Source organism: Pseudomonas sp. PSB11 (assembly GCF_014596605.1).
Lineage (GTDB): Bacteria > Pseudomonadota > Gammaproteobacteria > Pseudomonadales > Pseudomonadaceae > Aquipseudomonas > Aquipseudomonas umsongensis.
Genome location: NZ_NOIO01000004.1, coordinates 131,626 through 151,076 on the forward strand (window position 1 = coordinate 131,626; position 19,451 = coordinate 151,076).

The window sequence follows — 19,451 nt, forward strand, 5'->3', positions numbered from 1 at the left end:
GTTTGGCAGTCGCTCACCAGTACATCAAGGGGATGTGCGTCGATGAGCCACGAGATCGAGCGGTACCTGCAGGCCGGTACCCGCCCCAACACCCGGCGCAGCTACCGGCAAGCGCTCGAGCACTTCGAGGTCGCCTGGGGCGGCTTTCTGCCGGCGACCAGCGATGCCATCGTGCGTTACTTGGTCGATCACGCCGCCACGTTGTCCAGCAACACCCTCAAGCTGCGCCTGGCGGCCTTGGCGCAGTGGCATGTCAGCCAGGGCTTCCCGGATCCGACCAAGACCCCGCTGGTTCGTCAGATCCTCAAGGGCATTCGTACCTTGCACCCGAAGCCGGAGAAGCAGGCCGAACCGCTGCAGCTGCGCGAACTGGAGCAGTGCGTGGCGTGGCTGGAGCGGGCGGGCGAGAAAGCACTGGACGAGGGCGACCTGCCGCAGCTGTTGCGCTGCTGGCGTAATCGCGCATTGCTGCTGATCGGCTTCTGGCGCGCCTTTCGCAGCGACGAACTGTGCCGCCTGCAGGTCGAGCACATCCAGGTACGGCCGGGGGAGGGCATGCAGCTGTTCCTGCCGTGGAGCAAGGGCGACCGTGACAACCAGGGACAGACCTACAGTGCGCCGGCGCTGGCCCGCCTCTGCCCGGTGCAGGCCTACAACGACTGGATCTGTGTCGCCGGCATCGCCCGCGGTCCGGTGTTCCGCGGCATTGACCGCTGGGGTCACCTGCGCGAGCAGGGCCTGCACCCGCACAGCGTCATCCCGCTGCTGCGGGCGGTACTGAAAGCGGCCGGATTGCCCGCCGAGTTGTATAGCAGCCACTCCCTACGCCGTGGCTTTGCCACCTGGGCCACGCGCAGTGGCTGGGACCAGAAGGCGTTGATGGGCTATGTCGGTTGGCGCGATGCCAAGTCGGTACTGCTCTATGTGGACAGCACCGGCTTTTTCCCCGGGCAACTGCGGCCGATGGTGCCAGGCCTGGAGGCGGAGGCTTTGTCGAGTTTGCCTCGTCCAATTGCACTGCCGGGCAGTTGACCGCCTCAAGCCATTCAGCACTTCCGGTGATGGCTGCTTTGTTTCCGCGGAGCAATTACACCCAATGCTGGGCTTTGGCCTTGATGTGGCTGGTGTTATTGATACGTATCGAAAGGGCGACGGTAAACCATGAGAGTTCGCCATCAGATGATTGCTCAATTACAGACAGGAATGTTCAGCTTGCGTCGGCATAACATGATGCCACCAGCGACATAGACTCCAGTCATCTGTCAGTCCACCTGACACCGCCAGTCATGAGAGGTTAGAGCAGGCCAATAGTGCTCTGCTGCAAAGAGGATTATCTAAAGTTCGATGCTAGTGTGGCTGTAATCAGTCTCATCGCTGGACATAATTCAGAAGCAATTTTTTTCGCTTTCGGTGTTGCCACAATACCCCTGCCCGAACGAGTAAAGAGCGGATCATTAAATTTGTCACGTAGCTTGACCAGCGAATTGCTTACGGCTGGCTGTGTTACGCCAAGACTCTTGGCTGCTAACGTTATACTTTGTTCCTTGTAAATACACATAAAAACCACCAATAAATTGAGATCGATGGATGCAAATGTGTCCTCGCGAATAGTCATGGCAGAGCTCTCAAATCCCCTTTACAGCATCGCTTTCAATGTTTTCACCAGCATTTCGATGGTGTATTCGCAGCGTTTGAAAAAAATGGATCGGGCCGAGCTTTTGGCAAGTAATCAATCCTGTGCGATGCAGCGTGCGCAAGTGATCGGACACGGTCGATTGGGCCAACTTGCACTTGCGCTCAATCTGGCCGGCACACACACCGAGCAGGAATGCATGTTCCTGCTGCGGAAAGTGTTTCTCTGGGTCACGGAGCCACTCAAGGATCAACCGGCGCTGGGGGCTGGCTAACGCTTTAAGAAGTAGATCCACTTCCGTAAGTTTACTGCGGGAGTTCACCATCAAGGTCGCTCAGGCGATGTTCAATACAGGCTTCAGCCACTGAATGAAATCTTCCACTTCTTCATTGGTGATTTCGTGGCCCATGTCGTACAGGTATGTTTCATGATGCACGTTCAGTTGGTGCAACCAGGCATCCGCTTTTTGTGCCCAAGACACGGGGAGCTTGTTATCACCATAGCCATGAGCAATAAACGCCGATAGCGAACTCAATGCTTGAGCGCTGGCAATGTGTGGTGCCAGCTCAGGGAGAATTCTGCCGCTGAACAAGCCAAAGCCTAGCACGCAATGAGGGGCGCTAAGCCCGACGCTTGCACTGAGAATACCGCCCTGGCTAAAGCCAGCTATCACTGTAGGCATTTGTGGTAAGGCAGTTACAAGCTCCACTAGTTTCTGGCGGCTGGTTTCCGCTTGCTCTTCAACGATCACCGGGCCTTCGTTGGTGAAATTTACCTGAAACCAGGCAAAGCCCTCAGCTGCGATTTGCAGGCGGCTGCGTACCAGCAATATTTCAATTCCTTCTGGGATAAAGCCGGAAAGGCCTGCCAGATTGGTTTCATTACCGCCTACACCATGCAATAGCAGGAGACGTGCACGAGGGGCAGCAGCACGGATTACCCGACGATAGACAAGGCCGGATTGCGGTTCTTGCTGCAGTTCTGAAATGGCTAGTGGCAGGTTCATGCTTGAGTAATCTCCTGAGTGGCGGTTGGGCTTTTGAACAGGTAGCTGTCCATAGCCAGTACGCCGTCGGCGACACCGCCCTCTAGCACATCCACGGCGTAGTGCTCGCCTGCGGCACCGAGCGCCAGAAATAGCGGCAACAAATGTTCTTCACTGGGGTGCGCACGCTCGGCCTCCGGGGCATTGCGGCGGTAGGCGAGCAGCGCTGGCAGGTCACCGGCTTGCAGGGCGTCACGGATCCAGTCGGAAAAACGCGCTACGTACTCAGCCGGGTCGCCGTAGTTGCTACGGAACTCATAAAGGTTATGGGTCAGACTGCCGGAGCCAATGATCAGCACGCCCTGATCGCGCAGCGGCTTGAGTGCCTGGCCAAGCTGCCAGGCACCCAATGGATTGAGCGGGTGGGGCATGGACACTTGGACCACCGGGATATCCGCAGTGGGCAATAGGTGCAGCAACGGCACCCAGGCGCCGTGGTCCAGGCCTCGATTCGATTCGGTAGTTGCGGCAATCCCATTGCGGGAAAGCAGGTTGCAGATTTGCTCGGCCAATGCAGGATTGCCGGTTGCAGGGTATTGCAGGCGATACAGTGCTTGCGGAAAGCCTCCGAAGTCGTGAATGGTTTCCGGCGCCTTGCTGCTGCCTACACGCACGCTCCCACGGGTCATCCAGTGAGGAGAGACGATTACGATGGCGCTAGGCCGTGGCAGCGCTCGGCCTAGCTCAGCCAGGCGTGCCCCGGCCTGGCCGGGTTCGATGGCAAAGGTTGGTGCTCCGTGGGACACGAACAACACTGGATAGGCCAGACTCATGGTTGAAATCCTGCTTAGATATTGGGGCCGCAGCAGCAAGAGGTGGACTGATCGGCGTTGCAAAGCGTGTGCGCCGCTCACTGACCTGCCTACCCACAGCGCACTGATTGGCTGGGGATGGCTCAAAGTTTATAGATTCGATTTTGGAGATAAACTCAGATATTGGTGAATAACTATCTCGAAAACCGGGATAATTGGCGGTCACTTGTCGACTCTTCAGGCCGCTGCCAGCCGGAGCGCTGAGCTACACATCAAGGTGCCAATATTGCCCCCTGCGCCTGGCCAGAACGCAGGTTGGTGAGTAGATCCCTGGTCGGCGGGCTCTAGTATTTGGGGGCTCCCTGGCTTTGTTACAGATCAGTCCGCGCTCATCGCTATGGCTGCTGAGTGGCACCCTGAGTTAATGGGGCTGGCGTTGATCAACCCCGCGCCAAGGTCGCGCAGTAGCTGTCCGTTCTGCCGTTAGCTGTGGCCATACAGCTTCAATAACTCGTCGACCAGGTAACGAATTTTGGGCCGCAGATGATTGCTCTTCGACCATAGTGCGTGGACCTCGACAGGCGCCGGTTCAAAGGGCTCGAGTACCGTAACAACAACCTGCTGGGCGATGTCCTTTTCAAATAGACAGAGCGGCATCTGGCAAATACCGAGGCCGGCTCGCGTGGCTTCAATCATCGCTTCGGCATCGTCAAACTGATAGGTCGGTGGTGGCGAGAACTTCAAGGATTGCCCGGCCTGGGCCATTTTCCAGGGCATTAGGCTGCCGCGGCGATAGCCGACGATGCTGCGGTGCTGGCCCATGTCCTCGAGCGTCAACGGCGTACCATATTCTTCCAGATAACCCGGCGCTGCACAGGTTACCCAGCGGTGTGACGTCAGGCGTCTGGCCACCAGGCCGGGGACGTTGTCGACGCTGCCAAAACGAATGGCCAGGTCGATACCTTCTTCCGTCAGGTCCACCAGTTGGTCGCTAAAGGTCAAGGTCAGTTGCAACTGCGGGAAGCGTTTGCTCATCTCCAGTAGCACCGGCAGTACCACCTGTTTACCGAACGCGACCGGCATGTCCACCCGCAAGCGCCCTGTGGGCACGCCTAACTTGTTGCCGAGGTTGCTCTCGGTGGCCTTGATCTCCTCCAGCGCATTGGACCACACGGTGAAGTAGGCCTCGCCATCCGGAGACAGGGACAAGCGGCGGGTCGAGCGATAAAACAGGCTGGTACCCACCCGTGCCTCCAGCCGTGCAATCGCCTTACCTACGGCCGACTTGGACAGCCCCAGGCGCTCGGCTGCCTCTGTGAAGGTCGCAGAGCGGGCGGTGGCGAGAAAAATATGGATGCCGCTGAAGGAATCTTCGGAGGTCATTGCCGTTTTCCTAGGCGCAAGAGTTGGTAGCAAATTACGCTACCTATCTGTGATTTCAAGGTTGTTTATCAGCTTGCTGCTCTACCTTAGCATGGCTGCTGACTCAGCAACCCTCTGCATCTATCGCATGGGGTTGGTCATTTACTTCTGTGAGGACGCCCCATGAAAGACGAAGTCATCAGCATTTTTACCCTAAGCCTGGCTCCGGAAGACTTCCCTGAATTTAAAACGCTGGTTGCCAAGATTGTCGCCGCTACGAGCGAAGAGCCTGGCACCTTGATGTACGAATACAGCGTCAACGAGGCTCGCACTGAGGTGCACATTATCGAGCGTTACCGTGCCGATGCTGTCGTTAACCATATTGAAGAAACCTTCGCGCCGTTCGGCGAAAAGTTTCTCGAGCTGGTGAAAATCACCAGCCTGCTAGTTTATGGCAACCCAGACGCGCCGACGCGCAAGCACCTGGATGCCTTTGGCGCGGTGTACATGAATCCGTTTGATGGGTTTACCCGGACCTGACACCGCCAGTCAGTAGCCGGCGGACAAGACCGCTGACTATTCAGCAACCGATCTAACCTGCCGGGTACTACCTGGCGCTAGAGGGTCAATACGCATGCACATCAATCTTGCCGGCAAGACCGCTTTGGTTACTGCCTCCACAGGCGGCATCGGCTTCGCCATTGCCCATGGCCTGGCGCTCACCGGCGCTATCGTGATCATCAACGGGCGGAGTGACAGCTCGGTCGAAAAAGCCCTGGCACGTTTGAGCGAAGCGGTACCGCAGGCCACCTTCAGCGGAGTCGCGGCTGATCTGGGCAATGCCGACGGCGTTGGCGTTCTTACAGCTGCGCTTCCCACCATCGACATTCTGGTCAACAACGCCGGCATCTATGGTTTGGCCGATTTCTTCGAGGCCGATGACGACTGCTGGGAAGACTATTGGCAAACTAACGTAATGTCCGGTGTTCGCCTGAGCCGCGCGTTGGTTCCAGCCATGGTCCAACGAGGTTGGGGTAGGGTGGTGTTTATCTCCTCGGAGTCAGCCCGAAATATCCCGGCCGATATGGTTCATTACGGCGTAACCAAGACGGCGCAACTGGCGTTGTCGCGTGGCTTGGCCAAACGTGTGGCCGGCAGCGGCGTAACCGTTAACAGCGTGCTGCCAGGCCCGACACTGTCTGATGGCTTGGCTGAGCTGCTCAAAGGAGAGTCTGCCCGCTCCGGCAAATCCTTGGAGGCCGTCGCTGCCGAATTCGTCATGACCCACCGTCCCACCTCGTTGATTCAACGTGCGGCCACGGTCGATGAGGTCGCCAATATGGTCGTCTATATCTGCTCCACCCAGGCGTCAGCCACCAGCGGCGCTGCGCTGCGGGTCGATGGCGGCGTGGTGGACGATATCCTCTGAACCCTTGACTACCTGGCACGTGTGTTCCGCACGGGTGACCTGAAGGTCACCGGCGCGCACGCTGTCAGTGAGTGAGCAGATCTCCAATCGATTCCGCTGCCAGTTGATACGAACGGCAACGCGCCGTCGGGTCGTAGATGCGCGCATCAATCATCAGTTCGTCTACGCCGGTGGTAGCACTAAACAACCACCGACTGAAGTCGGTGGGTTAGTGAATTACGGATTGAAAGTCCGGATACGCGTCGGCTGAACGACGCGTCGCATTAGTCCGGCTCCATCTTGAAATTATCGTTCGGGCTCGGCTCTGGCATCAAGTGACCCTCCACGATCCGGCACTCACGCTGCCTCGCCAACTCATGTAGCACCTCCCCCCAGGTGCTTGCGGATCGCTCCGAAGATCGCCTTCTTACGCCTCTTCGGGATGAATACAACGTGGTACTTACAGTCCCACTTCGTGTGAGCAAGGCTTTGGTAATCTCTCATTGGGTACCCCTATCTCTTGGTCGAGATAGAAGGTTCCTGATGACCGCATCACACGGTCAACCTCAAGGAGTCCCTCGGCTAAGCCGGGGGATTACCTTGTTTATTTAAGACTTGAAAGCCAAGCGGATAGATCGTCCAACTGCCTCGATATCCCATGCCCACTCGACCCTTTCATGTGCTGCGTACGCCGGACCGGGGCATGACACCAAGGCTGAAAAGCTTTCTGGATTTTACCCTTGCCAAGTTTGGCGAGAACCCGGCAAAGGCAACCTGGCCGAAAGCAGCGAGCGGTTAGTTACGTGCTGAACGTTTCAAGGCGAAGGCTCCGTCATCCAGCAGCGCCAAGGCCAGTGCAGTGAATGCCAGAAAGACCGGGTATTCCCAGCCACCATTGGCGTTGGTGAAGCTCCAGCCATTACCGAAGTGCACGCTTGCTGCCACCAGCAGTTGCACGGTGGCTAGGGCCGCTACCCAGCGAGCGAGTACACCAAGGATCAGGAACAGGCCGCCGACCACTTCAAAGGCAATGACCGGATAGGCAAGAAAGCCGGAGAAGCCAACGGACTCAAAGAAACCTGCTGTGCCGGCCGGGGTGAACACCAGCAGCTTGGTCAGGCCATGAGCGAGAAACATCACGCCAAGGATTAGGCGTAGTACCAGGGCGGCATAGGGGAGGGTGCGGCTAGCGGCGGTCATGGGTGTTTTCCAATACGGGGAGTGTGGGTTGCCCGGGGCCACAGCTGTTTCGGCCGTGGCGCCAGGCATTGGGTAAGTGGGAATTAACGATTGAGCCAGACCGGCGCGATCTGCGTGCCGAGCCCTGCGCCATAGCCGAGGTAGATGTTCAACCCGGCCAACGCTTCCAGATAACGCGCGTTTACCAAACCGCCGGCATCCACGGTTTTCCAACCCAGGCTTTGCGCAAGAGCAACGGCGGTTTGTTTGGCTCGTGCGCTATCGCTGGCCAGGAACACGCTGCCTTGCTGCTCGTTGGCAAATGTGGGACCGCTGGCCAGCACTTGGGCGAACAGGGTGTTGAAGCCCTTGACCAGCTCCACACCTGGCAGCGCCTTGGCGATTTCCTCCGCTGCACTGGTGCTGTGGCCGATGGTCAGACCCATGTAGTCGGCTGTCAGCGGGTTGGTGATGTCGATGACCACTTTGCCTTCGAGACTGCCCAGACTTTTCAGCGCGGTTAAGGCGTCCTGGTAAGCAGTGGCGACGATCACCACTTCGTTCTGGCCAAGGGCCTGATCAGCGGCGAATGCTTCGACGTTTTGATGCTGCGCGGCGAGGGCGTGCGCCTTGTCCAGATCACGGCCGGTGATACGAACATGGTGTCCAAACTGGGACAACTGTTGAGCGAAAGCCGAGCCCATGTTGCCGGTACCGATAAGGGTAATGTTCATGTCTTTTGCCTCGTGCTGTGTGTGATGGGATCCAGTTTAAAGATTCGATTTACGAGATAAACATGATTTAATGTGACTTATAGTTCCGATAAGTGAGGCAATAATGGATCGCGCGTTGGAGATGCAGGTGTTTTGCGCCGTGGTCGACAAGGGCAGCTTTGTCGGTGCCGTCGATGCGCTGGAAATGTCCAAGGCCGCCGTTTCCAGGCATGTAAATGCGCTGGAGGAACGCCTGGGCGTACGCCTGCTGCAACGCACCACGCGACGCTTATCACTGACCGAAGAAGGACGGGTTTTCTACCAGCAAGCGCGGGAAGTGCTGGCGTTGATGGGGGAGGCGGAAAGCGCTGTTTCTTCGGGCAACCATGAGCCTGCCGGCGTGCTGCGGGTCAATGCGCCGGTGAGTTTTGGTGTGTTGCACCTGGCGCCGCTGTGGACTGCCTTTTTGGAGCAAAACCCGAAGATTGAGCTGGATATCAGCCTGAACGATCGCCAGGTCGATTTGGTGGAGGAGGGGTATGACGTCGCGGTGCGCATCGCCCGGTTGGAAAGCTCTTCACTGGTGGGGCGCCGGTTTGCCAGCACGCGGATGCGCCTGTGTGCAGCCCCGAGCTACATCAAAAGCCATGCACCAGTAGAAGTGCCGCAAGACCTGGCCGAGCACCGGGTGATTGCCTATAGCAACTTTTCCAGTGGGAACGAATGGAGTTTTACCGGGCCCGATGGCGAGCATAAGGTCAACACGCGTTCGGTCATTCGCTGCAATAACGGTGATACATGCCGATCTATTGCGTTGACTGCTGGCGGCATTTTGCTGCAGCCAAGCTTTATGGTAAGTGAGGATCTTCGGCGGGGTGATCTGGTGGAGTTGCTACCGGAGTATCGCTCGGTAGAACTGGGTATTTATGCCGTCTACCCAACCCGCAAACACCTGGCATCCAAGGTGCGGGCATTTATCAATTTTCTGGTCGAACAGTTTGAGCAGGTCGACTGGGAGTCCGGCTACCCAGCACAAAAGAGCCAAGCCCGGGCTGCAAAGAAGATGTAACACTCCTTGCAGCCCACTGGCCATTAACGCCGAATGACCTTAGGTCTTCTTCGGATCGTCGCCGAACAGCTTGCCTGCACCGGCCCAATCCGATGGCGCCACGTCTTCAAAAATGACGTAGATGTAATTGGCATCGGTACCGGTGTTTTTCACGATGCTCTGGGTGATTTCTGCAGCGACAGCTTCCTTCGCGGCGTGGTCTTTTCCTTCGAACCAGCTGACTCGTACAACGGGCATGGAGTGATCCTCTATTCAGGTTGGGTTTAGCGCGATTAGGGCTAACCATGCGGTCAGTCCGGGCTCAGCCAATCAATGCAGCAGAGCAGTCGAGAGAGAATAGGAGAGATACAGAAGGCGATAAACACGCTGTAAATCGCCTATATGTAGAAATTATTTCTCCAATCAGCCCGCCATTTACCGGCGCACCGGCGATCAACAGTTGCTAAGTACCGCTAGGGGCTGTTGCCATTTCACATGGGTAGCCATAGGAAGGCACAGGCCATGGCCACCACGCTCTCGTAATTTCTCTTGAGCTTGTCGAATCGAGATGCCACCGCCCGGTAATGCTTCAGCCGGGCAAAGGCGTTTTCCACCAGGTGCCGATTGCGGTAAAGACCTCTGTCCAGATCCGCGTTGCCTTTCACGGAGTTACGCTTTCTCGGGATCACGGCCTTGGCCCCTTGTAGCTCAACCTGCTCCCGGATTCTCTCGCTGTCATAGCCCTTATCCGCGACGATGGTTTCTGCCGCCGGGAGCTTGGAAATCAACGCGGGTGCCTGAGTGCAGTCATTGATTTGGCCACCTGTGATTTCAAACTCGATGGGCAAGCCGTGGGCGTCCACCGCCAGGTGAATCTTGCTGGTATTGCCAGCTCGACTTTTCCCTATAGCCTCATCGTTGCCGCTGGCAGCGCCTGCACTGTGCTGTGCGACCTACTGTGGCGTAGTTGGAATTCCAGTTTCGTGCAGCTACCCCGCAGTTCATCTGGGGGTAGGTTGACGGGAAGCTCGCAGGCTGAGGCTTTCGGGACCACACCAGTGGAACACGCACTCATGTCGAACAACTACCTTGAAGCCAGGATGTGGCGCTATTGAGTCTCGGCGCGACTGGAGCCCAACTGGTGTCAGAGCAGGTGCCGTGTCACCGCTGCGCTTCGCGGATCATGTTACGGGCGATAACCACCTGCTGAATCTGTGTGGTGCCTTCGTAGATACGGAACAGCCGCACGTCACGGTAGAAGCGCTCAATGGCGTACTCGCTGACGTAGCCGGCGCCACCGTGGATCTGCACGCAGCGGTCGGCGACACGACCGCACATCTCGGTGGAGAACATCTTCGCGCAGGAGGCTTCGGTACTGACGTTCTTGCCCTCGTCGCGCTTGCGCGCGGCATCCAGCACCATGCAGCGGGCCGCGTAGATTTCGGCTTTGCTATCAGCCAGCATCGCCTGGATCAGTTGGAACTCCGCGATGGGCTGGCCGAACTGTTTGCGGTCCAGCGCATAGTGCAGGGCATCGTCCAGCATGCGTTCGGCTGCGCCGACACTCAGTGCAGCGATATGCAGGCGGCCCTTATCCAGCACCTTCATCGCGGTCTTGAAACCAACGCCTTCGACGCCGCCTATCAACTGGCTGGCGGGCACTCGCGCATTTTCAAAGATCACGTCGCAGGTATGGGCGCCTTTGTGGCCCATCTTGTGGTCCGTCTTGCCCAGCGACACGCCGGGTGTGCCGCGCTCAACGATAAAGGCGCTGATACCGGAGGCGCCTTTGATTTCCGGGTTGGTACGGGCCATCACCGTGTAAATGCCCGCGTGTGGCGCGTTGGTGATGTAACGTTTGGTACCGTTGAGGATGTAGCTGTCAGCGTCACGCACAGCATTGGTTTTCAACGAGCCCGCATCGGAGCCGGCATCTGGCTCGGTCAGGCAGAACGAGCTGAGCAGCTCGCCGCTTGCCAGTTGCGGCAGGTACTGGTTGCGCTGCTCCTCTGTACCGTCAAGCAAAATGCCGATTGAGCCAATGCCGTTGTTGGTGCCGATGTAGGAACGGAAAGCCGGTGAGGTGCGACCCAACTCGAAGGCGATGTTTACCTCTTCCTCCATAGTCACGCCCAGGCCGCCATAGGCTTCCGGAATCGTTAACCCGAACAGGCCCATCTCGCGCATCTGATCGACGATGTCCTTAGGGATCGCATCCGTTTCAGCCACCTCGTTTTCCCGAGGAATCAGTACCTCACCGACGAACTGGCGAAGAGAATCCAGCAGAATCTGCAGGGTTTCGGTATCACGGATCATGTGCGCTCCTCTGGGCCCGGAAGTGGGCCGATGTAGTACGGTGCACCGTCACCCTGAAGGGTTACCGAGCGGCGGCGCCGATGTTGTTAACCATGTTGATCAGGCGAGGCCCGATATCGTCAGTGAGCTTGTCCCGTGGAAGCTGGAAGCTCGGTCCACCGCAGTTGAAGGTCAGTAACCCGAACTGCGGGTGTAACAGCGGCACGGCGACTGAGTTGACGTCGCGGTGCCACTCGCCGATCGATAGGCAAAAGCCGTAATCGGTGTAATCGCGAAACGCGCGATCCAGGCCCTTGCGGATCACCGGCCACTGTGCTGCTTCGCGTTGGCGCATGTGGTCGAGGAGAAACTCTCGCTCGCTCTCTGGCATCGCCGCCAGGCATGCGCGTCCCGCCGAGCTTTGCGCCAGTGGCAAGTAGCTGCCGATCTGCCGCCGCATCGTGGTATTGCCTTGGCCCTGAACGACGTCCAGGTAAACCATCTGCAGGCGATCCCGGGCCGCCATTGCCACTGCGGCTTGAGCGTGATTGGCCAGCTCTTCCATCAGCGGGTGCGCCACCGAGCGAATCGACAGATTCGACAGCATGGCGTAGCCGAACCCCAGCACACCGACATCCAGCTGGTACTTGCCCGAGTGCACCTCACGCTTGAGGCAGCCAAGGCGCATCAGGGTGTTGGTCAAGCGCGTCACGGTCGGCTTGGGTAGCCCGGTCATCCGCGCCAGTTCCTGATTGCCCAGCACGTTGTCGCGCGGGGTAAAGCACCGCATCAGCTCCAGCCCACGTGCCAGCGCAGTCACGAACTGGCCGCTGGTTTCGTCCTCACTCGACGCACTGGCCGGGTCGAGCATGCCCATCTTCAGTAAAGCGATTTCATCCGCTCCAGTGCTGCTCTCAGCCTTCTGCTGATCCGCTTTGTTGCGTGCCATGGTAGAACCTCATTTTTGGAAATTGCAAGCAAATAAAAGTACGTTTCGTCAGGCGAAATTATATTTGAGCCGAGATGAAATGCAAAACGCTCATTTTTAGATAGATAATATATTGATTAATAAAGAAATAATAAAATAGTTCAGATTTCTGATTTACATGAATTCGCGACCCTACCTATGATATCTCGTAAATACGAAATGCAATTTCGTATAGCGAAACGTGTTTAGAGGTGGGTATGAGTCACGAACCTGAATCTGTAGTGAACCTGGAAATTCGAGAAGACGGCGTTGCCGTCGTACGCATCGACCGGCCAGAAGCCAAGAACGCGCTCAATAGCGCGGTGCGTGAACAACTCGCCGAGCACTTTCGGGCACTGGCTCGCAATGGGCAGGTGCGGGCGATTGTACTTACCGGCGGTGACACCTGTTTTGTGGCCGGAGCCGATATCCGCGAGTTTGCCCAAGCGCGCCCGATTGAAATGTACCTGCGCCATACCGAGCTGCTGTGGGAAGCCATCTCCCGCTGCCCCAAGCCGGTCATCGCTGCAGTGAATGGTTTCGCCCTTGGCGGCGGCTGTGAGCTGGCCATGCACTGCGACATCATCGTCGCCGGCGAGTCGGCGCGCTTTGGCCAGCCAGAAGTCAAACTCGGCCTGATGCCGGGCGCCGGCGGTACTCAGCGTCTGATCCGCGCGGTCGGCAAGTTCCAGGCAATGCGCATTGCCCTTACCGGGTGCTTGGTCTCGGCCCAGCAAGCCTTGGCCATGGGCATGCTGAGTGAAGTGGTGGGCGACGAGCAGACCATTGTCCGTGCACTAGAGCTGGCCACTGAAATCGCCGCCTTGCCGCCGCTAGCCGTCGCGCAGATCAAAGAAGTGATGCTGGCCGGTGCTGACCTGCCGCTGGAGAGCGCGCTGGTGTTGGAGCGCAAGGCCTTCCAATTGCTATTCGATTCGAGCGACCAGAAAGAGGGCGCTCAAGCCTTCCTGGAAAAACGCAAAGCGATCTTCTCAGGAGAATGAGCGATGACACGTGAAATTAACCGGATGGCGGTTGTTGGCGCCGGAGTCATGGGTACAGGTATTGCTCAGATCGCCGCTCAGGCGGGCATTCGCGTCACGCTGTTTGATAGTCGCGAAGGCGCTGCGCAGGGCGCCCGCGAAAGCTTGAAAGGCACGTTGGACAAGCTGGTCGACAAAGGCAAGATTGCCAACGCCGATGCGCTGGCCACGCTCTCCCGCGTGCAAGTGGCGAGCGCCCTTACGGAACTGAGCGACGTCGACCTGGTAGTGGAAGCCATTATCGAGCGCCTCGACGCCAAGCAGGGCTTGCTCGCCGAGTTGGAAGCCGTGGTTGCCGATGACTGCATTCTGGCTACCAACACCTCATCGCTCTCCGTCACCAGCATTGCTCGCAATTGCCGACTTCCCCAACGCATCGCTGGCTTTCATTTTTTTAACCCTGTGCCGCTGATGAAAGTGGTGGAAGTCATCGATGGTCTGGCGACTGACCCGCAGGTAGGCGACAGCCTCCGAGCCCTGGCTGCCCGCATGGGGCATAGGGGTATTCGGGCGAAGGACACACCAGGGTTCATCATCAATCACGCCGGCCGTGCATATAGCACTGAGGCTTTGCAAATTCTCAAGGAAGGCGTAGCCGAACCCGCCGAGGTAGACCGTATCCTGCGCGAGGGTCTGGGTTTTCGCATGGGGCCCTTGGAGCTGTTTGATCTGACGGCTCTTGATGTTTCCCATCCAGTCATTGAGTCGATCTACAACCAGTTCTACCAGGAACCGCGGTATCGGCCTGCAGCGCTAACACGCCAGATGCTGGATGCCGGCTACGTCGGGCGCAAGGTCGGGCGTGGGTTTTACCGATACGCCGACGGCCAGATGATCGATCCACCCGCCGCACAGGCAGTACCTGCGCTGGAAGCATTTCCGCCGGTTTGGCTTGGCACTGAAAACCCCGAGGATCGTGCACGTTTCACCGAGCTTCTTCAGCAGGTGGGCGCGCGGGTCGAAGAGGGCACGGTCCCAAGCAGCGAGGCCCTGTGTTTGCTGGCACCTTACGGTCTGGATGCCACCGGCGCCGTCGGCCTGTTTGGCACCGATCCTGAGCGCACGGTGTGCATCGACCCGCTGCTGGATATCGCCCGCTACCGCACGCTGATGCTAAATCCCGCTACCCATGCCGACATGCGCGATGCCGCCCATGCGCTGTTGGGCCGCGATGGCGTGGGCGTCAGTGTGATCAATGACAGTGTCGGCTTTGTGGCCCAAAGGGTACTGGCCATGATCGTCAACCTGGCGGGCGATATCGTTCAGCAGCGTATCGCCAGTGTCGATGACCTGGATGAAGGCGTGCGCCGTGGTCTTGGTTATCCGCAAGGTCCGCTGGCCTGGGGCGATAGTGTCGGGCCCAAGCGTTTGCTCACCACTCTTGAACGCATGACCGAACTGACGGGCGATCCCCGTTATCGGCCGGGTCCCTGGCTGCGGCGACGGGCCGCCTTGGGCCTTTCATTGCGTCACAACGAACCACTCCCGACTGAACCTCAACGCTAGGATTTTCCCATGCTCGACGCCTACATCTTCGCGGGACTGCGCACGCCATTTGGCCGCCACGGCGGCGCACTCGCTTCGGTACGCCCAGACGACCTCGCCGCCCATGTGATCCACGAATTGCTCGCTCGCCACGCCATCCCTGGCGAAGCCATCGAGGACGTGATTCTGGGCAATACCAACCAGGCAGGGGAGGACAGCCGCAACATCGCGCGTCACGCCGCACTGCTTGCAGGCTTGCCCGTGACCGTACCTGGGCAGACAGTTAACCGCCTGTGCGCCAGTGGTCTGGCGGCGGTGATCGATGCCGCCCGCGCAGTGACCTGTAACGAAGGCGAACTGTTTGTCGCCGGCGGGGTGGAGAGTATGTCCCGTGCACCCTTTGTCATGGCTAAAGCAGAAGCGGCCTATAGCCGCGAACTGACGGTGTTCGACAGTACCATTGGCGCCCGTTTTCCCAACCCGAAGATCGTCGCCGAGTTTGGCAACGACAGCATGCCGCAAACGGGCGATAACGTGGCTCAGGAGTACGGCATCTCCCGTGCTGAGGCCGACGTCTTTGCTGCCGGCTCTCAGGCCCGTTATGAAGCCGCACGTAGCGCAGGTTTCTTTCAGGAAGAACTGCTCGCGGTCAGCGTGCCCACCGGGCGCAAGACGCCACCCAATGTGGTGGAGCAGGACGAGCACCCGCGCCCGCAATCGGACCTGATCGCTTTGGCTCGCCTGAATCCTCTCTCCGAAGGTGGTGTGGTTACCGCCGGCAACGCATCAGGCGTCAACGATGGCGCGGCGGCATTGCTGATTGGCTCGGCCGCGGCGGGCGAACGGCACGGCTTGGTTCCGATGGCGCGCATTCTGTCGGCCGCCGCCGTGGGTGTGGCCCCGCGCATTATGGGCGTCGGCCCGGTGGAGGCTATTCATAAGGCATTGGCTCGCGCGCAGCTCAGCCTGGCGGATATGGACATTATCGAGATCAACGAAGCGTTCGCCAGCCAGGTGCTGGGCTGCCTGAAAGGTCTGGGTGTTGCGTTCAACGACCCGCGGGTAAACCCACACGGTGGCGCCATCGCCGTCGGCCACCCATTAGGTGCATCCGGTGCGCGCCTGGCCCTGAGCACCGCTCGCGCGCTGCAACAGAGCGGCAAACGCTACGCTGTGGTGAGCCTATGCATCGGCGTGGGCCAAGGCCTCGCCATGGTGATGGAGCGTGTGTAAGTGCGCGCAAGCAAAGGTGAAATGAAATGGGTGCTTTGACTGGGTATCGCGTGCTCGACTTGAGCCGCATTCTGGCTGGTCCCTGGTGCGGCCAAACTCTGGCCGATCTGGGTGCCGAAGTGATCAAAATCGAACGGCCGGGCGCGGGTGATGACACCCGTGGCTGGGGGCCGCCATGGATGAAGGGGCAGAACGCCGAGTCCACCGGCGAGGCTTCTTATTACCAGTCCACCAATCGCGGCAAGTTGTCGGTGGCGCTAAACATCGCCAGCCCCGAGGGGCAGGAAATGGTGCGGGCCCTGGCTACCAGTTGCGACGTACTGATCGAGAACTACAAGGCCGGTTCCTTGGCCAAGTACGGGCTGGATTACGCTAGCCTCGCTGCGCTCAATCCACGCCTGGTGTATTGCTCGGTGACGGGTTTCGGCCAGACCGGGCCGCGCGCCGCAGAACCGGGTTACGACTTCATCATTCAGGGTATGGGTGGAATGATGAGCATCACCGGCGAGCGCGACGATCTGCCCGGTGGCGGCCCGCAAAAGGTAGGCGTTGCCTTCGCGGACCTGATGACCGGCCTGTACTCGACGGTGGCTATCCAAGCTGCGCTGCTCAGCCGAGAAAAGACCGGGCTTGGTCAACATATCGATATGGCGTTGCTGGATGTTCAGGTCGCCACACTGTGCAACCAGAGCCAGAACTATCTGGCTTCCGGCAAGCCGCCCGGGCGTTATGGCAACGCCCACGCCAACATTGTGCCGTACCAGGTGTTTCGCGCCAGTGATCGCGACTTCATCATTGCCTGCGGCAACGACTCACAGTTCGTCGCACTGTGCGACGCCATCGGCCTGCCAGAGCTGCCGAAAGATCCGCGTTTCGCGCGCAACGCCGACCGAGTCAGCAACCGCGAGGAGATCGTTGCCATCCTGTCGCGTCACTTTCTCGGAGGGCTCGCCGATGAGTGGGTAGGGCGCATTCACCCGCAGGGCGTACCGGTAGGGGCCATCAACAGCATTGCCCAGGCGCTGGACGAACCACAGATACTGGCGCGCAACATGCTGGTCAACATTCCCCATCCCTTGAAAGCCGACTTCGTCACGGTCGGCAGTCCGATCAAGTTGTCTCGCACACCGGTCGAGTACCTGCGCCCCGCGCCGATGCTGGGTGAGCATACCGATGAGGTGCTCAAGCGCCAGTTGGGTCTCGATGATGAGCGCCTGGCCGAGTTGAAGGCACAAGGCATCATCGAACAGCTTGGTGAACGCTGAACCTGCCATGCCCCGGCCAGCCAGCTTGCCGGGGCAATTTTTCCCATGGAGCCTTTATGAAAGTCCTCGTAGCGATCAAGCGTGTGGTCGATTACAACGTCAAGGTTCGCGTCAAGGCGGACAACAGCGGCGTCGATCTCGCCAACGTTAAGATGTCGATGAACCCCTTCTGCGAAATCGCCGTGGAAGAAGCCGTACGCCTGAAAGAGAAGGGCGTTGCCAGTGAAATCGTCGTGGTGTCGATCGGCCCGACGGCGGCGCAAGAGCAGCTGCGTACTGCTTTGGCCCTCGGTGCCGACCGCGCCATCCTGGTCGAGGCTGTCAAGGAAGAGGGTGCTGACGAGCTGAACTCCCTGGCCGTGGCCAAGCTGCTCAAGGCCGTGGTCGACAAGGAGCAGCCGCAGCTGGTGATCCTCGGCAAGCAGGCCATCGACAGCGACAACAACCAGACCGGCCAGATGCTCGGCGCGCTGACCGGCTTCGGCCAAGGCACCTTCGCCTCCAAGGTCGAAGTGGCGGGCGACAAGGTCAACGTGACCCGCGAGATCGACGGCGGCCTGCAGACCGTGGCGTTGAACCTGCCGGCGATCGTCACCACCGACCTGCGTCTGAACGAGCCGCGCTACGCCTCCTTGCCGAACATCATGAAGGCCAAGAAGAAGCCGCTGGAGGTGCTCACCCCGGACGCCCTGGGCGTTGCCACCGCGTCCACCGTGAAGACCCTGAAAGTCGAAGCGCCGGCTGCCCGCCAGGCCGGCATCAAGGTCAAGTCGGTGGCGGAACTGGTCGAGAAACTGAAGAACGAGGCGAAGGTAATCTAAATGACTATCCTGGTTATCGCTGAACACACCAATGCCGCCCTGGCGCCGGCCACTCTCAACACCGTGGCCGCTGCGCAGAAGATCGGTGGCGACATCCACCTCCTGGTTGCCGGTGCCGCCTGTGGCGCCGCCGCCGAAGCGGCTGCCAAGCTCGCCGGCGTGGCCAAGGTGCTGGTGGCCGACAACGCCGCCTTCGCCCATCAGCTGCCGGAAAACGTTGCGCCGCTGGTAGCTGCTCTTGTTCAAGAAGCAGGGGGCAAGGGTTACAGCCACATCCTCGCCGCCGCCACCAGCAACGGCAAGAACATCCTGCCGCGCGTCGCCGCCCAGCTGGACGTCGACCAGATCTCCGAAATCATCGCCGTGGAAAGCGCCGACACTTTCAAGCGGCCGATCTACGCCGGTAACGCCATCGCCACCGTGCAGTCTTCGGCGGCGGTGAAGGTGATCACCGTGCGTGCCACCGGTTTCGATCCGGTGGCCGGCGAAGGCGGCAGTGCTGTCGTGGAAGCCGTGGCCGTTGGCGGCGACGCCGGCATCTCGGCCTTCGTCTTTGAGGCGCTGGCCAAGTCCGATCGTCCGGAACTGACCGCGGCCAAGATCGTCGTCTCCGGCGGTCGCGGCATGCAGAACGGCGACAACTTCAAGCACCTGTATGCCCTGGCCGACAAGCTCGGCGCCGCCGTCGGTGCTTCGCGCGCTGCGGTCGACGCCGGTTTCGTGCCCAACGACATGCAGGTTGGCCAGACCGGCAAGATCGTCGCGCCGCAGCTGTACATCGCCGTCGGCATCAGCGGTGCCATCCAGCACCTGGCCGGGATGAAAGACTCCAAGGTCATCGTGGCAATCAACAAGGACGAAGAGGCGCCGATTTTTCAGGTGGCGGATTACGGTCTAGTGGGTGACTTGTTCGAGGTCGTGCCGCAGTTGCAGCAAGTGATCTGAAGCCCTAAAGGAATGTGTTGCAATACCTATAGAATTGTGCTATGCGTGCATACTCAAGTGGCGTGCGGGTTTCAGGGCTAATGCATTTGAAACATAGAGTTGACGTGCGGGAAAGACAATTTTTTGACTTACACGTTATGCGGTAAGTCTGATGCTTGAGCGTTTGAGCTTAGGCATTCTGGTTGTTTTCGTTATTCTTTGTACCCGGTTTTGTACCCGGTTTTGACTTCTTGTAGCATGTAGTGCTGGTTGCTGGC

General features: G+C 59.0%; 19 protein-coding genes and 3 pseudogenes. 10 read left to right on the forward strand and 12 right to left on the reverse strand.

Going from position 1 to position 19,451, the window contains the following annotated elements; all coding sequences use genetic code 11:
• Window positions 1-42: 42 nt before the first annotated feature.
• Window positions 43-1,032 carry a site-specific integrase gene (locus CGA21_RS07320; protein ID WP_023628979.1) on the forward strand — a complete coding sequence of 330 codons (990 nt, stop codon included), beginning with the start codon at window positions 43-45 and terminating at the stop codon, window positions 1,030-1,032.
• Window positions 1,033-1,330: 298 nt separating this feature from the next.
• Here CGA21_RS07320 and CGA21_RS07325 read toward each other — a convergent pair whose 3' ends face one another.
• From CGA21_RS07325 to CGA21_RS07345, 5 genes are all read right to left on the reverse strand, one after another.
• Window positions 1,331-1,615 (reverse strand): LysR family transcriptional regulator, encoded by a 285-nt coding sequence (locus CGA21_RS07325; RefSeq protein WP_071576115.1) that lies wholly within the window; start codon window positions 1,613-1,615, stop codon window positions 1,331-1,333.
• A 10-nt stretch (window positions 1,616-1,625) separates the two neighbouring features.
• Entirely contained in the window at window positions 1,626-1,958 is a 333-nt protein-coding gene (locus CGA21_RS07330; protein ID WP_223194054.1) for an ArsR/SmtB family transcription factor, read from the reverse strand.
• 9 nt (window positions 1,959-1,967) lie between these two features.
• Entirely contained in the window at window positions 1,968-2,639 is a 672-nt protein-coding gene (locus CGA21_RS07335) for an alpha/beta hydrolase (protein ID WP_023048077.1), read from the reverse strand.
• Entirely contained in the window at window positions 2,636-3,451 is an 816-nt protein-coding gene (locus tag CGA21_RS07340; RefSeq protein WP_023048078.1) for a DODA-type extradiol aromatic ring-opening family dioxygenase, read from the reverse strand. Before CGA21_RS07340 ends, CGA21_RS07335 begins: the two co-directional genes overlap by 4 nt.
• Before the next feature lie 462 nt (window positions 3,452-3,913).
• Entirely contained in the window at window positions 3,914-4,813 is a 900-nt protein-coding gene (locus CGA21_RS07345) for a LysR substrate-binding domain-containing protein (RefSeq protein WP_023048079.1), read from the reverse strand.
• A 162-nt stretch (window positions 4,814-4,975) separates the two neighbouring features.
• Here CGA21_RS07345 and CGA21_RS07350 point away from each other — a divergent pair, with 162 nt between their 5' ends.
• Window positions 4,976-5,332, forward strand: coding sequence for a putative quinol monooxygenase (locus CGA21_RS07350; RefSeq protein WP_023048080.1), 357 nt, complete (start codon window positions 4,976-4,978; stop codon window positions 5,330-5,332).
• 94 nt (window positions 5,333-5,426) lie between these two features.
• On the forward strand, window positions 5,427-6,221 hold the full coding sequence (locus CGA21_RS07355; RefSeq protein ID WP_023628975.1) for an SDR family NAD(P)-dependent oxidoreductase: 795 nt from the start codon (window positions 5,427-5,429) through the stop codon (window positions 6,219-6,221).
• Window positions 6,222-6,529: 308 nt separating this feature from the next.
• Here the strand turns inward: CGA21_RS07355 and CGA21_RS07360 are convergent.
• The 3 genes and pseudogenes from CGA21_RS07360 to CGA21_RS07370 form a co-directional block, all read right to left on the reverse strand.
• A pseudogene (locus CGA21_RS07360) lies at window positions 6,530-6,704 on the reverse strand (transposase); the annotation flags it as partial.
• Between the two features lie 291 nt (window positions 6,705-6,995).
• Window positions 6,996-7,400, reverse strand: a complete 405-nt coding sequence (locus CGA21_RS07365) for a DoxX family protein (protein ID WP_023048084.1) — start codon at window positions 7,398-7,400, stop codon at window positions 6,996-6,998.
• 83 nt (window positions 7,401-7,483) lie between these two features.
• Window positions 7,484-8,128: pseudogene (locus tag CGA21_RS07370) on the reverse strand (NADPH-dependent F420 reductase); the annotation flags it as partial.
• Window positions 8,129-8,216: 88 nt separating this feature from the next.
• On the opposite strand from CGA21_RS07370, the gene CGA21_RS07375 reads away from it, so the two are divergent.
• The gene (locus tag CGA21_RS07375) at window positions 8,217-9,161 is read left to right on the forward strand and encodes a LysR family transcriptional regulator (protein ID WP_023048086.1); all 945 of its coding nucleotides are present in this window, start codon (window positions 8,217-8,219) and stop codon (window positions 9,159-9,161) included.
• A gap of 39 nt (window positions 9,162-9,200) precedes the next feature.
• On the opposite strand, the gene CGA21_RS07380 is transcribed toward CGA21_RS07375, so the two are convergent.
• From CGA21_RS07380 to CGA21_RS07395, 4 genes and pseudogenes are all read right to left on the reverse strand, one after another.
• Window positions 9,201-9,398, reverse strand: coding sequence for a tautomerase family protein (locus CGA21_RS07380; protein WP_023048087.1), 198 nt, complete (start codon window positions 9,396-9,398; stop codon window positions 9,201-9,203).
• Window positions 9,399-9,631: 233 nt separating this feature from the next.
• Window positions 9,632-10,087 (reverse strand): annotated as a pseudogene (locus tag CGA21_RS07385) (IS5 family transposase); the annotation flags it as partial.
• Window positions 10,088-10,301: 214 nt separating this feature from the next.
• Complete coding sequence (locus CGA21_RS07390) at window positions 10,302-11,456, reverse strand: acyl-CoA dehydrogenase family protein (protein WP_023048089.1); 1,155 nt, start codon at window positions 11,454-11,456, stop codon at window positions 10,302-10,304.
• Window positions 11,457-11,517: 61 nt separating this feature from the next.
• The gene (locus tag CGA21_RS07395) at window positions 11,518-12,384 is read right to left on the reverse strand and encodes an IclR family transcriptional regulator (protein WP_023048090.1); all 867 of its coding nucleotides are present in this window, start codon (window positions 12,382-12,384) and stop codon (window positions 11,518-11,520) included.
• 236 nt (window positions 12,385-12,620) lie between these two features.
• Between CGA21_RS07395 and CGA21_RS07400 the strand changes: the two genes are divergently transcribed.
• Genes CGA21_RS07400 through CGA21_RS07425 form a run of 6 tightly spaced genes read left to right on the forward strand, consistent with a single transcriptional unit; the run spans window position 12,621 to window position 19,194 of the window.
• Window positions 12,621-13,406 (forward strand): enoyl-CoA hydratase, encoded by a 786-nt coding sequence (locus CGA21_RS07400; RefSeq protein WP_023628973.1) that lies wholly within the window; start codon window positions 12,621-12,623, stop codon window positions 13,404-13,406.
• 3 nt (window positions 13,407-13,409) lie between these two features.
• Window positions 13,410-14,951, forward strand: coding sequence for a 3-hydroxyacyl-CoA dehydrogenase (locus CGA21_RS07405; RefSeq protein ID WP_023048092.1), 1,542 nt, complete (start codon window positions 13,410-13,412; stop codon window positions 14,949-14,951).
• A gap of 9 nt (window positions 14,952-14,960) precedes the next feature.
• On the forward strand, window positions 14,961-16,163 hold the full coding sequence (locus CGA21_RS07410; RefSeq protein ID WP_023048093.1) for a 3-oxoadipyl-CoA thiolase: 1,203 nt from the start codon (window positions 14,961-14,963) through the stop codon (window positions 16,161-16,163).
• A 26-nt stretch (window positions 16,164-16,189) separates the two neighbouring features.
• Window positions 16,190-17,428: a CaiB/BaiF CoA transferase family protein gene (locus CGA21_RS07415; RefSeq protein WP_023048094.1), complete on the forward strand. Its 1,239-nt coding sequence runs from the start codon at window positions 16,190-16,192 to the stop codon at window positions 17,426-17,428.
• Between the two features lie 56 nt (window positions 17,429-17,484).
• Window positions 17,485-18,249 carry an electron transfer flavoprotein subunit beta/FixA family protein gene (locus CGA21_RS07420; RefSeq protein ID WP_023048095.1) on the forward strand — a complete coding sequence of 255 codons (765 nt, stop codon included), beginning with the start codon at window positions 17,485-17,487 and terminating at the stop codon, window positions 18,247-18,249.
• Window positions 18,250-19,194, forward strand: coding sequence for an electron transfer flavoprotein subunit alpha/FixB family protein (locus CGA21_RS07425; RefSeq protein WP_023662939.1), 945 nt, complete (start codon window positions 18,250-18,252; stop codon window positions 19,192-19,194).
• The last annotated feature ends 257 nt before the right edge of the window (window positions 19,195-19,451 follow it).